The sequence below is a fragment of the Streptomyces sp. Ncost-T10-10d genome (assembly GCF_900091955.1).
Taxonomy (GTDB): Bacteria; Actinomycetota; Actinomycetes; order Streptomycetales; family Streptomycetaceae; genus Streptomyces.
In genome coordinates this window covers 136,248-150,185 of record NZ_FMDF01000107.1, presented here as the reverse complement: position 1 = coordinate 150,185, position 13,938 = coordinate 136,248, and the positions used below count along the sequence as shown (strand labels likewise).

At 69.8% G+C, this 13,938-nt stretch carries 11 protein-coding genes and 1 pseudogene; 4 read left to right on the top strand and 8 right to left on the bottom strand.

Annotation, left to right across the window (positions count from 1 at the left end):
- Window positions 1-25: 25 nt before the first annotated feature.
- Window positions 26-976, top strand: a complete 951-nt coding sequence (locus tag GA0115254_RS17745; RefSeq protein ID WP_093896269.1) for an oxygenase MpaB family protein — start codon at window positions 26-28, stop codon at window positions 974-976.
- A gap of 127 nt (window positions 977-1,103) precedes the next feature.
- On the opposite strand, the gene GA0115254_RS17740 is transcribed toward GA0115254_RS17745, so the two are convergent.
- The 3 genes from GA0115254_RS17740 to GA0115254_RS17730 form a co-directional block, all read right to left on the bottom strand.
- The gene (locus tag GA0115254_RS17740; RefSeq protein WP_093896268.1) at window positions 1,104-1,736 is read right to left on the bottom strand and encodes a TetR/AcrR family transcriptional regulator; all 633 of its coding nucleotides are present in this window, start codon (window positions 1,734-1,736) and stop codon (window positions 1,104-1,106) included.
- 218 nt (window positions 1,737-1,954) lie between these two features.
- Complete coding sequence (locus GA0115254_RS17735) at window positions 1,955-2,431, bottom strand: macro domain-containing protein (RefSeq protein WP_093896267.1); 477 nt, start codon at window positions 2,429-2,431, stop codon at window positions 1,955-1,957.
- Window positions 2,432-2,475: 44 nt separating this feature from the next.
- Window positions 2,476-4,311 carry an AMP-dependent synthetase/ligase gene (locus tag GA0115254_RS17730; RefSeq protein WP_093896266.1) on the bottom strand — a complete coding sequence of 612 codons (1,836 nt, stop codon included), beginning with the start codon at window positions 4,309-4,311 and terminating at the stop codon, window positions 2,476-2,478.
- Window positions 4,312-4,476: 165 nt separating this feature from the next.
- Here GA0115254_RS17730 and GA0115254_RS17725 point away from each other — a divergent pair, with 165 nt between their 5' ends.
- The gene (locus tag GA0115254_RS17725) at window positions 4,477-5,208 is read left to right on the top strand and encodes a MerR family transcriptional regulator (RefSeq protein ID WP_093896265.1); all 732 of its coding nucleotides are present in this window, start codon (window positions 4,477-4,479) and stop codon (window positions 5,206-5,208) included.
- A gap of 21 nt (window positions 5,209-5,229) precedes the next feature.
- On the opposite strand, the gene GA0115254_RS17720 is transcribed toward GA0115254_RS17725, so the two are convergent.
- Genes GA0115254_RS17720 through GA0115254_RS17700 form a run of 5 tightly spaced genes read right to left on the bottom strand, consistent with a single transcriptional unit; the run spans window position 5,230 to window position 12,012 of the window.
- Window positions 5,230-7,401 carry a 3-hydroxyacyl-CoA dehydrogenase NAD-binding domain-containing protein gene (locus tag GA0115254_RS17720; protein ID WP_093896264.1) on the bottom strand — a complete coding sequence of 724 codons (2,172 nt, stop codon included), beginning with the start codon at window positions 7,399-7,401 and terminating at the stop codon, window positions 5,230-5,232.
- Window positions 7,402-7,440: 39 nt separating this feature from the next.
- Window positions 7,441-8,655, bottom strand: coding sequence for an acetyl-CoA C-acetyltransferase (locus tag GA0115254_RS17715; protein ID WP_093896263.1), 1,215 nt, complete (start codon window positions 8,653-8,655; stop codon window positions 7,441-7,443).
- A gap of 36 nt (window positions 8,656-8,691) precedes the next feature.
- Window positions 8,692-9,834 carry an acyl-CoA dehydrogenase family protein gene (locus GA0115254_RS17710; RefSeq protein ID WP_093896262.1) on the bottom strand — a complete coding sequence of 381 codons (1,143 nt, stop codon included), beginning with the start codon at window positions 9,832-9,834 and terminating at the stop codon, window positions 8,692-8,694.
- A 10-nt stretch (window positions 9,835-9,844) separates the two neighbouring features.
- Window positions 9,845-10,870, bottom strand: a complete 1,026-nt coding sequence (locus GA0115254_RS17705) for an LLM class F420-dependent oxidoreductase (RefSeq protein WP_093896261.1) — start codon at window positions 10,868-10,870, stop codon at window positions 9,845-9,847.
- Window positions 10,870-12,012, bottom strand: coding sequence for a CaiB/BaiF CoA transferase family protein (locus GA0115254_RS17700; RefSeq protein WP_093896260.1), 1,143 nt, complete (start codon window positions 12,010-12,012; stop codon window positions 10,870-10,872). Before GA0115254_RS17700 ends, GA0115254_RS17705 begins: the two co-directional genes overlap by 1 nt.
- A 404-nt stretch (window positions 12,013-12,416) precedes the next feature.
- Between GA0115254_RS17700 and GA0115254_RS17695 the strand changes: the two genes are divergently transcribed.
- On the top strand, window positions 12,417-13,607 hold the full coding sequence (locus tag GA0115254_RS17695) for a saccharopine dehydrogenase family protein (RefSeq protein ID WP_093896259.1): 1,191 nt from the start codon (window positions 12,417-12,419) through the stop codon (window positions 13,605-13,607).
- Window positions 13,495-13,923, top strand: a pseudogene (locus GA0115254_RS47645) (peptidoglycan-binding protein); the annotation flags it as partial. The gene GA0115254_RS17695 and the pseudogene GA0115254_RS47645, both read left to right, overlap by 113 nt.
- Window positions 13,924-13,938 lie beyond the last annotated feature (15 nt).

Genomic DNA, 13,938 nt, shown 5'->3' with positions numbered 1-13,938 from the left:
CGGCACACGGACAGGAGGGCGCACCATGGGCCGTTACAGCCGTCTGCGCAAGATCCGCCGGATGGATCCCGCGCGCGATTACGCCGAGATCCTCCGGCTGATCTCGCAGTACGAGTTTCCCTGGGACTACCGGCAGGGCGTGAGCGTCGCGTTCCTCCGCGACTACGGAGTGCCCCGGATCTCCGTGCTCCTGGACCGCACTCAGGAGTTCGAGCGGTCCGGGCAGAAGCGGTACGACGACACGGTGCTGTTCGGGTACGAGATGGCCGCGGACGGCTTCGACTCGGAGCGTGGCCGGGCAGCGGCGCGTCATCTCAATCGGATCCATGGCAAGTACCACATCCCGAACGAGGACTTCCTCTATGTCCTCGCGACGACGGTCGTGGGCCCGAAACGCTGGATCGACCGGTTCGGCTGGCGCCCGCTCTGCACGCAGGAGGTCCAGGCGCTGGCGGAGGTCGGAGGGAAGATGGCGGCGATGATGGGCATCGAGGGGGCTCCCGAGTCGTACGAGGGATTCGAGCGGCTCCTCGACTCGTACGAGGAGCGGATGTTCGCGTACGACCCGGCCAACCGAAGGGTTGCGAACGCCACGTTCCGGATCATGGCCGACTGGTATCCGCGGCCGTTGCGCCCCCTGGTGGCGCGGTTCTCACTCGCGGTGCTGGACGAGCGGCTGCTCGCGGCGCTGGGCTTCCGTCCGCAACCTCACTGGGTGCGGTCGTCGGCCGCGGGAGCTCTGCGGCTGCGTGCGCGTTGCGTACGGTGGCTGCCGGCCCGGCCGCACTGGCTGCCCTCGCGCCCGCAGCCTCGTTCGTACCCCTTCGGCTGGCGGCTCGACGACCTCGGTCCGCACTGGGCGCGCAGCCGTCCTCTGAAGCCCCTGCCCGACGAGGCGGGTCCCTTCCCCACCACCGACGGCTCCGGGACGATTCTTTCGGATCATCCGAGGGCCCGCCCGACGACGGACGCGTGAAGCCGCCGAGACCCACTCGGCGGTCGACCCGGAAGCGGCGCCGGTACTGCGCGCCGGGACCGCGGGATACGCGTGGACAGAGCGCCGTGTGATCAGCCGGTTCCGGCTGTGGTCCGGACGGGGCGGCCTAGCCCGCGGCAAGCAGCGGCACCAGATAACGGCGCGCGAACGCCCGCACCTGCGCGTCGTCGTCGAGCTCGAAACAGCTGACGGGGTTGAGGAGGAAGGAGACCGTGATCCGCACCATCAGCTCGGCAACCGGTGTCGGATCGCTCACCGGCCGGCCTTCCGCACGCCGGGCATGGCGCAGCCGGTCGGCCAGGTACTCACGGATGGCGAGGAAGGCCGGCCCGCTCTCCAGGGTCAGAAAGGGAAGCATGGTCTCGGGCTCCAGCCTCAACAAACCACCGATGAGCGGATGTTCACGAATGTGCCCGAGGACGGCGGTGAAACCCTCGACGAGCCGGTCCTCCGTCGTGGGCAGTGCGGCAACCGCGTCGTCCACTTCCACGACGAAGCGCCGGTACTCGCGCAGCAGACAGGCCGAGACCAGGCTGTCCTTGTTGCCGATCCGCCGGTATACGGTGACCCGCGAGACCCTGGCGCGTTTGGCGACGTCGTCGACGGTCGAGCGGCGCAGCCCGAAGGTCATGAACTGCTCACGCGCGGCGTCGAGGATCTGCTCGCTCAGCGCGTCGGACGGCGGTGTCTCGCTGAGCGCCCGGGCCAGCAGCGTCTCGCTCGTTCTCCGTGCTGCCATGAGCCCTCCCCGTTCCGCCGCTTCCACCCCACCATAGAAGCCGGTCCACAGTGACCTGCGCCGTTTCTCTGTAACTCTCCCCCGCTCCAGGGTTCTTCCCTCTGAAAGCTGCCCAGGCTTTGCCACCGGGGGCTGCGCTCGGCAGGGGGCGCCCGGCGCGAACGGAGACACGCGGACACCGGCTGCACGCCGGGGGCAGTGCAACAGCTGCAGGGGCACTAGTCGAAGTCGTACACCGTCACCGCTATTCCCCGGCTCAGCAGCCGCTCCTCTATCAGCGGCTCGATCCGGGACCACGTGCCGCCCGCCAACCCGCAGCCGATCCGCGGCATATGGACCGAGGCCCCCAGCTCGACGGCCCGGTCGGCCACGGCCCCCAATGCCGTGTCGATCGCCTCGTAGCGCACGGGTACGCCCTTGCTGCCCGTGCGCATCCCTCGCTGGCCGACCATGTTCGCCACCCAGAGGTACGGACTCACCCGGACGAACTGCGTCGCGCCCAGGGCGAAGTCGTTGCCCGCGCGCTCCCGGTGCCAGTGGCGGTAGGCCGTCTCCGGTTCGGGCCAGCGGCGCGAGACGGCCAGGACGAAGCCCTTGCCCCAGCCGCCCAGGTCGTTGCAGACATGGGCGATCAGCTTGACACCCTTGCCCTGTGGGGCGGTGGCGTCCCCCCGTGCATACGTGATCTCCGGCATGACACCAGCGTAGGAGCCGCCACTGACAAGTGACCCGAGCCCGGTCAGTCCCGGCCGCCCTCCCCGTACAACGCGTCGATCAACTCGCCGTACTTGTCGCGGATCACCCGTCGGCGCAGTTTCAGCGAGGGGGTCAGCTCGCCTGTCCCGGGGCCCCATTCCTCCGGGAGCAGCCGGTAGCGCTTGATCTGTTCCGTGCTGTTGAGCCGGGCATTGGCCGCCTCGACCGCTCGGGCGATCTCCTCCCGTACGGCTGGATGGCCGGCCAGTGCGGACGGGTCGGCGTCGATGCCGTGGGCCGCCGCCCAGGCAGGCGCCGTCTCGGAGTCCAGGACCAGCAGCGCGACCAGGTAGGAGCGGTCGTCGCCGTGGACGAGGGCCTGGCCGATCAGGGGATGTTCCTTGAGGGTGTTCTCGACCAGGGCCGGCGAGACGTTCTTGCCCGTCGAGGTGACGATCATTTCCTTCTTGCGGTCCTTGAGCCAGAGGTAGCCGTCCTCGTCTATCCGGCCGATGTCCCCGGTCGCGAACCAGCCGTCCTTGTCGCGGGCGTCGTCCACCGTCCCATCGGCGCGCAGATAGCCGGTGAAGACCGTCTGCCCGCGCACCAGGATCTCGCCGTCCTGCGCGATCTTCAGTTCCAGGCCGTCCAGGGGCCGCCCCACCGAACCGAGCCGGAAGGCGGACGGGCTGTTGCAGGTGCAGACCCCGACCGTCTCGGTCAGCCCCCACGCGTCCATGATCACGATGCCGAAGCCGGCCCAGAAGCGGACCACGTCGAGTGGCATCGGTGCGGATGCGCTCGCCGCCCACTCCAGCCGGTCCAATCCGGCCGGCGCCAGCAGCGGGTCCAGGATCGTGGACTTGGCCCGCTGATACGCGGCTTCGAGCGCCGCCGGTGGCTGTTCACCGCGCTCCCGGTACGCAACATGCTGCCGGGCCGTCCCGCCCGCGGCGTCGACCGCCGCACGCTGCCCCTCCGGCAGGGTGGCGAGGGCGGCCTGCAGGGAGGCTGCGAGCTTCTCCCAGACTCTCGGTACGCCGAAGAACTGGGCCGGATGCAGGGCTCGTGCCGTGGCCGCGACGGCTGCCGGGTCGGAGCAGAGATGGACGTGCGAGGCGCGGAAGACCGGCAGATAGATGCCGAGCATCCGCTCCGCGATATGGGCGAAGGGCAGGTAGCAGATGTGCTCGACGTGGTCGGGGAGCTCGACGACCCGGTCCAGTGCGAGGGCATTGAGGACCACGCTGCGGTGGGTGACCGGGACGGCCTTGGGATCGCCGGTCGTGCCGGACGTGTAGACGACGGTGAGCAGGTCGTCGGCGCGGGACTCCCGCCAGGCCTTCTCGAACACATCGGGCCGGTGCAGGCGGGCGCCCATGGCCGGCAGTGATCCGTACGTACGGTGGGGTCCGGCCTCGGCCGCGTCGACGACGACCAGCTTCTCCAGCCGTACGGTGTCCTCCGCGAGCAGCGGCTCCCAGCGTTCCCGTTCACGGCTGCCCTCGACGATCGCGAACCGGGCGCGGCTGTGCCGGGCGATGTGTGCGATCTGTTCGGGGGCCGCGGTGCCGTACACACTGACGGGGACTGCCCCCAGGTGGGTGAGGGCCAGGTCGGACAGCCAGTGTTCGGGCCGGTTGCCCATCATCATGAGGACCTGTTCGCCGCGCTCCACACCGAGTGCGCTGTATCCGGTGGCGAGTACGGCAGTTCTGCGCCGCACCTCCTGCCAGGTGAGGGTCGTCCAGTCCGTTCCGTCGCCGCCGGCACGCCAGGAGAGCGCCGGGCGGTCGCCGTGGTCCTCGGCGTTGCGCAGGAGCAGAGCGGGCAGGGTGAGTCGCCCGGGTTCCGCGGGGAGTCGCAGGATCGTGGTCACGGCCGCCTCCTGTCACCATCGGCCGGACCGTGCGGTCCGTACGGAGTGGGACTGCGCTCGGATACTGCCGGACACTTTCACAACAGTGGTGAGACAGCAATACTGTTGAACCTGATTGGTGCAGACGCAGCAGTTCGCCGCTGGGTCGGAACGCGAGGAGCAGACATGGCGACCGGGACCGAGGACCCGACGCTCACCGTCGACGAGCTGGCGGCGCGCGCCGGTGTCACCGTACGCACCGTGCGCTTCTACAGCACCCGGGGTCTGCTGCCGCCTCCGGTGATCGGGCCGCGTCGCGTCGGGCATTACGGGCCTGAGCATCTGTCCCGGCTCGCGCTCATCGAGGAGCTCCAGCACCAGGGCATGACGCTGGCCGCGATCGAACGCTATCTGGAGCAGCTGCCGCCGGATCTGAGCGCGCACGATCTGGCGATCCACCGGGCGCTGGTGGCGTCCTGGGCACCGGATTCGGCGGAGGATGCGACGCGGGCGGAACTGGAGCGGCGTGCGGGGCGGGCGCTGACCGAACAGGACATGGCGCGGTTGGCAGCCATGGGGGTGCTGGAGCGTGCGGAGCCGGCCGATGGCAGCTACCGGGTGGACCCGGGACTGCTGCGGCTCGGGGTCGAGCTGCTCGGGGTACCGATCGCGCACGAGACGATTCTGGCCGCGCGCACAGTCCTGCTGGAGCACTCCCGGTCCGCCGCACAGGAGCTGACCCGGCTGTTCCGGGACGAGGTGTGGAATCCGTACCGGGAGCGGGAGTCGGACCCGGAGCATGTGGCGGCGATGAAGTCGCTGTCGGCCGACATGCAGCCGATGGTGCTGCAGGCACTGGTGACCGCGTTCCAGCGGTCGCTGAAGGAAGAGCTGCGGGCCGCGTTCACTGCGGAGTGAACGCGGCCCGGGGTGCTGCTGTCAGTCGTGGAAGGTCTCGCCCTTCTCGGCCTTCTCCAGGAGCAGCGCGGGCGGCAGGAAGCGGTCGCCGTACTTCTCGGCGAGCTCCCGGGCGCGTGCCACGAAGCCGGGCAGGCCGCCCTCGTAGCCGTTGATGTACTGGAGCACGCCGCCGGTCCACGGCGGGAAGCCGATGCCCATGATGGAGCCGATGTTGGCGTCGGCGACGGAGATGAGGACGTTCTCCTCCAGGCAGCGGACGCTGTCCAGTGCCTCGGAGAACAGCATCCGCTCCTTCATGTCGATGAAGGGGATGCCGGTGTCGGGCCTCGTGAAGTGCTCACGCAGCCCGGGCCACAGGCGGGTGCGCTTGCCGGCCTCGTCGTACTCGTAGAAGCCCGCGCCGCCGCTGCGTCCCGGGCGGTCGAACTCGTCGACCATGCGGTCGATGACCGCGTCCGCCGGGTGTCCGGCCCAGGTGCCACCGGCCTCCTCGACGGCCCGCCTGGTCTCGTTGCGGATCTTGCGGGGCAGGGTGAGAGTCAGCTCATCCATCAGGGACAGCACCTTGGCCGGGTAGCCGGACTGCGCCGCGGCCTGTTCGACCGACGCGGGCTCGACGCCCTCGCCGACCATGGCGACGCCCTCGTTGATGAACTGGCCGATGACGCGCGAGGTGAAGAAGCCGCGTGAGTCGTTGACGACGATCGGCGTCTTCTTGATCCGGCGGACCAGGTCGAAGGCGCGGGCCAGGGCCTCGTCGCCGGTCTGCTCGCCCTTGATGATCTCGACCAGCGGCATCTTGTCCACGGGCGAGAAGAAGTGCAGCCCGATGAAGTCGGCGGGGCGCGAGACACCCTCGGCGAGGACGGTGATGGGCAGGGTCGAGGTGTTGGAGCAGAGCAGGGCGTCCGGCTCGATGATGTCCTGGATCTCCTGGAACACCTTGTGCTTGAGCGCGGTGTCCTCGAAGACCGCCTCGATGACGGCGTCGCAGCCCGCCAGATCGGCCGGGTCGCCGGTCGGGGTGATGCGGGCCAGCAGCTCGTCGCGCCCGGCCTCGGTGGTACGGCCCCGGGAGAGCGCCTTGTCGAGGAGCTTCTCGCTGTACGCCTTGCCCTTGGCCGCGGCCTCCACGGAGATGTCCTTGAGGACGACGTCGATGCCCGCGCGGGCGCAGGAGTACGCGATGCCCGCGCCCATCATCCCGGCGCCGAGAACGGCCACCTTGCGGACCTGGCGCTCCTCGATGCCCTTGGGACGGCTGGCACCGGAGTTGACGGCCTGGAGGTCGAAGAAGAACGCCTGGATCATGTTCTTCGAGACCTGGCCGGTGACCAGCTCGGTGAAGTAGCGGGCCTCGATGGTCAGCGCGGTCTCGAAGTCGACCTGCGAGCCCTCGACGGCAGCGGCCAGGATGTTGCGGGGTGCGGGCATCGGGGCGCCCGCGATCTGCTTCTTCAGGTTGGCCGGGAAGGCGGGCAGATTCGCGGCGAACTTCGGGTGGGACGGGGTGCCGCCGGGGATCTTGTAGCCCTTGACGTCCCAGGGCTGCTGGGATTCGGGGTGGGCGTCGATGAAGGCGCGGGCCTTGTCGAGCATCTCCTCACGGGTGGCGGCGACCTCGTGGACCAGGCCGTTGTCCAGGGCGCGCTGCGGGGTGTACTGGGTGCCCTGGAGGAGGACCTTCAGCAGTGCGTCGGCGATACCCATGAGGCGTACGGTGCGGGTGACACCGCCGCCCGCGGGCAGCAGGCCGAGGGTGACCTCGGGCAGACCGATCCGGGAGCCGGGTGCGTCGAGGGCGACGCGGTGGTGCGAGGCGAGCGCGATCTCGTAACCGCCGCCGAGCGCCGCGCCGTTGATGGCGGCGACGACGGGAATGCCGAGAGTCTCGATGCGGCGCAGCGAGTTCTTGATGGCGGTGCCGGTGTCGAAGGCCTGCTGGGCGTTCTCGGGACCGACCTTGATCATGTCCTTGAGGTCGCCGCCCGCGAAGAAGGTCTTCTTGGCGGAGGTGTAGATGATGCCGCGGATGGAGTCCTTCTCGGACTCGGCGCGGTCGGCGATGGCCGCGATGGAGTCCTTGAAGGCCTGGTTCATCGTGTTGGCGGACTGGTTCGGGTCGTCGAGTACGAGGGTGACGACGCCGGTCTCGTCCTGTTCCCAGCGGATGGTCGTGCTCTCGGTCATTGCTTTTCTTCTCCGTAAGCAGGGGTGGCCGGGGGACGGTCAGAGACGCTCGATGACGGTGGCGATGCCCATGCCGCCGCCGACGCAGAGGGTGACGAGGCCGTATCGCTTCTCGCGCCGTTCCAGTTCGTCGATGAGGGTGCCGAGGATCATCGCGCCGGTGGCGCCGAGCGGGTGGCCGAGCGCGATCGCGCCGCCGTTGACGTTGATCTTGTCGAGGGAGAGCCCCATGTCCCTGGCGAAGCGCAGCACGACGCCCGCGAATGCCTCGTTGATCTCGACGAGGTCGATGTCGTCGATGGTCAGCCCGGCCTTGGCGAGGGCCTTGCGAGTGGCGGGCGCGGGGCCGGTCAGCATGATGGTGGGCTCGGAGCCGGAGACGGCGGCGGAGACGATCCGGGCACGCGGCGTGAGTCCGTACCGCTCACCGGTCTCCTTGTTGCCGATCGCGACGAGCGCGGCGCCGTCGACGATGCCGGAGGAGTTGCCCGCGTGGTGGACGTGGTCGATCTTCTCGACCCAGTGGTACTTCTGCAGCGCGACCGCGTCGAAGCCGCCCATCTCACCGATCGCGGCGAAGGACGGCTTGAGCGCGGCGAGCGAGTCGGCGGTGGTGCCCGGCCGCATGTGCTCGTCGTGGTCGAGGACGACGAGGCCGTTGCGGTCCTTGACGGGGACGACGGAGCGCGCGAAGCGGCCGTCCTTCCACGCCTCGGCGGCGCGCTCCTGGGAGAGCGCGGCGAACTCGTCGACGTCGCGGCGGGAGAAGCCCTCGATGGTGGCGATGAGGTCGGCGCCGACGCCCTGCGGGGCGAAGCCGGTGTCGAAGTTGGTCATCGGGTCCATCGCCCAGGCACCGCCGTCGGATCCCATCGGGACGCGGGACATCGATTCGACGCCGCCCGCGAGGATCAGGTCCTCCCAGCCCGAACGGACCTTGGCGGCGGCCAGGTTGACCGCTTCCAGACCCGAAGCGCAGAAGCGGTTCTCCTGGACGCCCGCGACGGAGTCCGGGAGGCCGGCCGCGATGGCCGCGATCCGCGCGATGTCGGAACCCTGGTCGCCGAGCGGGCTGACCACGCCGAGGACGATGTCGTCGATGGCCGCCGGGTCCAGGCCGGGGAAGCGGCTGCGGATTTCGTGGATGAGGCCGACGACGAGGTCGATCGGCTTGGTGCCGTGCAGGGCGCCATTGGCCTTGCCGCGGCCGCGCGGGGTGCGGATCGCGTCGTAGACAAACGCTTCGGTACTCAAGACAGCAGCCTTTCGAGGGTGGTTGTGCGTCGGGGGTCAGGCGAGCAGCGAGCGGCCGATGATCTCCTTCATGATCTCGGTCGTGCCGCCGTAGATGGTCTGGATGCGGCCGTCGGTGAACGCCTTCGCGACCGGGTATTCCGTCATGTAGCCGTAACCGCCGTGGAGTTGCAGGCACCGGTCGGCGACGCGCTTCTGCAGTTCGGTGGCCCACCACTTGGCCATCGAGGCGTGAACGGCGTCGAGCCCACCGTCGGAGTGTTCGACGATGCACCGGTCGATGAAGGTGCGGGTGACGGTGCACTCGGTGGCCATCTCGGCGATCTCGAACCGGATGTGCTGGAGCTCGGAGAGCGGCCGTCCGAAGGCCTCGCGCTCCTTGACGTACTGTGTGGTGATCTCCAGCAGATGTTCGGCGGCGGCGATTCCGGCGACGGCTATACCGATGCGCTCCTGTGCCAGGTTGGTCATCAGATGGATGAAGGCGCCGTCCCGTTCGCCGAGCAGATTCTCCTTGGGGACACGGACGGCGTTGAAGAACAACTCGGCGGTGTCCTGGGACTTCTGACCGATCTTGTCGAGGTTGCGGCCTCGCTCGAAGCCCTCCGCGCCACGTTCGACGACGATCAGCGAGAGCCCCTTCGCACCGCCCTGCGGAGTTGTCTTCGCCACGACGACCACCAGGTCGGCGAGGATGCCGTTGGAGATGAACGTCTTGGAACCGTTGAGCAGCCAGTGGTCGCCCTTGTCCTCGGCGGTGGTGCGGATCCCCTGGAGGTCGGAGCCCGCTCCGGGTTCGGTCATGGCGATGGCGGTGATGATCTCGCCGCTGCAGAAGCCGGGCAGCCAGCGTCGCTTCTGCTCGTCGGTGCCGAGGCCGGTGAGGTAGGGGCCGATGATGTCGTTGTGCAGCCCGAGTGCGAGTCCGGGGGCACCGGCGCGGGTGAACTCCTCGGCGAGGACGGCGCTGTAGCGGTAGTCGGTGTTGCCGCCGCCCCCGTACTCCTCGGGCACGGCGAGGCCGAGCAGTCCCTGCCGGCCGGCCGCGAGCCAGGCCTCTCGCGAGACGATGCCGTCCTTCTCCCACTGTTCGTAGTGTGGGAGGACCTCCTTGGTGAGGAAGGTACGGACGGTCTCGCGGAACGCGTCGTGCCCCTGGGTGAAGATCTGCCGCTGCACTGCGAGCCTCCTACAGCCAGTTCTTGACGGTCGAGATCAGCCGGGCCGGGTCGGGGCCGACGGGGGTGACGTTGAGCATCGTCACGCCCGCCTCACGGAAGGCCTCGATGCGGTCGCGTACGTAACCCTCGGGGCCGCAGAGCGACATGAGCTCGCAGAATTCGTCCGGGACGGCGGCCTCTGCCTCCTTCTTCTTCCCGGAGAGGTAGAGCTCCTGGATGAGTGCTGCTTCCTTCTCGTATCCGTAGGCGACGGCCAGGTCGTTGTAGAAGTTCTTGCCCCTGGCACCCATGCCGCCGACGTACAGCGCGATCTGCGGGCGTGCCAGATCCCGGAGCGCGGCGGCGTCGTCACCGATGGCGAGGAGTCCGCCCGCGACGGTCCGGAGGGGGCCTCGTGCCGGGTCGCGCTTCGCCGCGCCTTCGGCGAGAGCCGTGCCCCACACCTGCCGGGCCTTCTCCGGGATGTAGAGCGTCGGCAGCCAGCCGTCGGCGATCTCGGCGGTCAGCCGGACATTGGCGGGGCCCAGGGATGCGATGTAGAGCGGGATCTCCTCGCGCACCGGCCGGGTGAGGATCTTCAGCGGCTTGCCGAGCCGGCCGCCCTTCTCCTTCGGGAGCGGCATGTCGGTGATGCCGTGGTGATCGATGATCTCGCGGCGCCAGATCCGGCGGCAGAGTTCGACGGTCTCGCGGGTCCGGCCGAGCGGCTTGTCGTACGCCTTGCCGTGCCAGCCCTCGACGACCTGCGGCCCGGAGGCGCCGAGCCCGAGCAGCGCCCGGCCGCCTGAGATCGCGTCGAGTCCCGCACCGGTCTGGGCGATGAGGGCGGGGGTGCGGGAGTAGACGTTGAGGATGGCCGCACCGATCTTCATGCGTTCGGTCCGGGCGGCCAGATAGCCCATGATCGTGGGCGAGTCGAAGCCGTACGCCTCCGCGACCCAGACGGCGTCGAGTCCGGCGGGCTCCAGGGCGGCAACCTGGTCACAGGCCTCGCGCGGGTCGCCCGCGTAGTTCAGCGGCAGGGAGAGTTCCATCAGTCGGTGGTGTCCTTCCGGGTCCTCGTGATGCTGGGTACATCCCAGTCGGCGGCGACGGCCTCGGCGTCCGTGCCGGGCCGCGCGGGCCCGCTGCGCACGGATGCGGGGGTGGCGGAGAAGCGGGGTGCGGGGGCGGGCTGGGTGAGTCCGCCGTGCTCGACGAAGGTCGAGCGCGCGGCGATGTGCGGATGGCGGGGGGCCTCACGGAGCGAGAGGACGGGGGCGACGCAGGCGTCCGTGCCCTCGAACACCTCGGTCCACTCCGCGCGCGTACGGGTCCTGAACCGGTCGGCAATGAGCGTGCGCAGCTCCTCCCAGCGGGCGATGTCCGCCCGGTCCGGAGCCTCGTCCTCGATACCGAGGAGCTTGCTGAACTCGTCGTAGAACCGCTGCTCCAGCGGGCCCACTGCCATGTACTGGCCGTCGGCTGTCTCGTACGAACCGTAGAACGGGCAGCCGCCGTCCAGGAGGTTGGAGCCGCGCCGGTCCTGCCAGCCGCCGGCCGCCAGCATGCCGTGGATCATCGTGGCGAGATGGGCGGCGCCGTCGACGATCGCCGCGTCCACGACCTGGCCCCGGCCGCCCGGGGTGCGGGCGTGCTGGAGGGCGGCGAGGACGCCGACGACGAGATAGAGCGAGCCGCCCGCGTAGTCGCCGACCAGATTGGCCGGAACGGTGGGCGGCTCACCGGGCTTGCCGATCATGGAGAGGGTGCCGGTGAGGGCGATGTAGGCGATGTCGTGCCCGGCTCGTTCGGCGAGCGGTCCGTCCTGGCCCCAGCCGGTCATCCGTCCGTAGACGAGTCGCGGATTACGGGCCAGCGCGGCGGCCGGTCCGACACCGAGGCGTTCGGCGACGCCCGGCCGGTAGCCCTCGATCAGGATGTCGGCGCGCTCGACCAGATCGAGCACCTTGGCGGCCCCGTCCTCGGCCTTGAGGTCGACGAGCACGGAGCGTTTGTTGCGGTTGGTGAGGTCGTACGCGGGGTCGATGCCGAGCCCCGGGCCGCCGGGCCGGTCGACCCTGACGACATCGGCGCCGAGGTCGGCCAGGAGCATCGCGGCGAACGGGCCGGGGCCGATGCCTGCCAGCTCGACCACGCGCACGCCTGCCAGCGGGCCGTGCTCTGTCGTTGCCATCAAACCCCCAGCGGTGTGACACAACTGATGTAACAGCGATGATGCTAAGAACGCATCACGCTCCGCACAACCCTTTGGGCCGAGCAAGCGCTTAGACCGACCGGCAAATGGGGGGTGGGAGAAGGAGCGGGGCTGGGTGCGTGCAGCTGCAAGGCGGAGGATTGAGACAGATGGGGTCTCCCCTGCTCGAGCGCAGCCGAGAGCTTGGGGAAGGAGCCATGGCGACTGACGACAACGCGGCAGATGCGCGTGCCCAGCCCCGCGACGCCGCCCCCCATTTGCCGGTCGGTCTTAGTTCTTTCCCCTGGATCCTCCCCCACGATCGCCGCCCGACTGCACAGCGCCACGAACCCCTCCGCTAGCCTCTGCCTGCTACATCGGCGGCGGCCCCTGCGGAGGCACTCGTGAACAGGCAGAACGGGGCACAACGCCCCTATGACGTAGTCCTCTTCGGCGCCACCGGCTTCGTGGGCACCCTCACCGCGGAATATCTCGCCGCCCACGCACCCGCCGGCTGCCGCTGGGCCATGGCCGGGCGCAATCGGGCCAAAATGGAGCAACTGCGCGAACATCTCGCCGCGATCGACCCGCGCTGCGCAGATCTCCCGTTGCTGCACGCCGACGCCGACGACGTGCACTCGCTGCGCGAACTCACCGAATCCACCCATGTGGTGGCCACGACGGTCGGCCCCTACGTCTGGTACGGCGAGCAACTGGTCGCGGCCTGCGCCGAGGCCGGGACGGACTATGCGGACCTCACCGGCGAGACGGAGTTCGTGGACCGGATGTATCTGGAGCACGACGCGCGGGCCCGCGAGACGGGGGCCCGGCTCGTGCACGCCTGCGGTTTCGACTCGGTGCCGCACGACCTCGGGGCGTACTTCACCGTCCAGCAGCTGCCGCGGGACGTGCCGCTGACGATCGACGGGTTCGTCCGCAGCAACGCCGTCTTCTCCGGCGGTACGTTCGCCTCCGCGCTCACCGCGATGGGCCGCGGCCCTCACATGCTGCGCGCCGCGCAGGAACGCCGGCTCCATGAACCCCGTCTGGTGGCCCGCCGTGCCCGCGCCCGGTTGGGCGCCCCGCACTTCAGTACGGAGACCGGCACCTGGGCGCTGCCGCTGCCGACGCTGGACCCGCAGGTCGTCGAGCGTTCGGCGCGGATGCTCGCCCGGTACGGCCCCGACTTCCGCTACCGCCACTTCGCCTCCGTGAAGCATCTGCCCGTGGCGCTGGGCGGCACGGCCGCGATCGGCGCACTCCTGGGAGCCGCGCAGGTACCGGCGGCGCGGTCCTGGCTGATGGACCGTTACGAGCCGGGCGTGGGCCCGGACGCGGAGCGCAGGCGGCGCAGCTGGTTCACCGTGCGCTTCGTCGGCAGGGGCGGCGGGCACCGGGTCTTCACCGAGGTGTCGGGCGGCGACCCCGGCTACGACGAAACGGCGAAGATGCTCGCCGAGTCCGCGCTCTGCCTCGCCCTGGATGAGCTTCCGCCGACATCGGGGCAGGTCACCACAGCCGTCGCGATGGGTGACGCGCTGCTGGAGCGGCTGCGCGCGGCCGGGCTGCGTTTCCGGATCGCGGCGGCTCGCTGAGCGGACCGGCGCCCGGTCGGGTGGTGCGGTCGGCAGGCCGGTGTCCGTCCTCGGGCGCCTCGTGCGGTGGGTGGTCCCGACCACGGGGCAGAGTGATACCGAGGCCACCGCGAAGGTGTCGGACCGTCCGTCGGAGGGAACGGACCGGCCGTTGGTACGCAAGGGCCATGTGCTCCGGAAGGCCCGGACCGTGCAGCATCTGCTCCGGGCGAACGGCCCGGACGTGAAGATCGACGCCGACCACGGACCGGCCACGGCGGAGGCGGTGAAGAAGTTCCGGGCCACTCACGACCTGACGGCCGACGGCAAGGCCGGGAAGAACACCTGGCCG

Bases quoted from the DNA above. Each gene is read 5' to 3' on its own strand.
- GA0115254_RS17740 (WP_093896268.1), bottom strand. From the start codon at position 1,736: ATGGCAGCACGGAGAACGAGCGAGACGCTGCTGGCCCGGGCGCTCAGC.
- GA0115254_RS17705 (WP_093896261.1), bottom strand. From the start codon at position 10,870: ATGGAACTCTCCCTGCCGCTGAACTACGCGGGCGACCCGCGCGAGGCC.
- GA0115254_RS17745 (WP_093896269.1), top strand. From the start codon at position 26: ATGGGCCGTTACAGCCGTCTGCGCAAGATCCGCCGGATGGATCCCGCG.
- GA0115254_RS17700 (WP_093896260.1), bottom strand. From the start codon at position 12,012: ATGGCAACGACAGAGCACGGCCCGCTGGCAGGCGTGCGCGTGGTCGAG.
- GA0115254_RS17720 (WP_093896264.1), bottom strand. From the start codon at position 7,401: ATGACCGAGAGCACGACCATCCGCTGGGAACAGGACGAGACCGGCGTC.
- GA0115254_RS17735 (WP_093896267.1), bottom strand. From the start codon at position 2,431: ATGCCGGAGATCACGTATGCACGGGGGGACGCCACCGCCCCACAGGGC.
- GA0115254_RS17725 (WP_093896265.1), top strand. From the start codon at position 4,477: ATGGCGACCGGGACCGAGGACCCGACGCTCACCGTCGACGAGCTGGCG.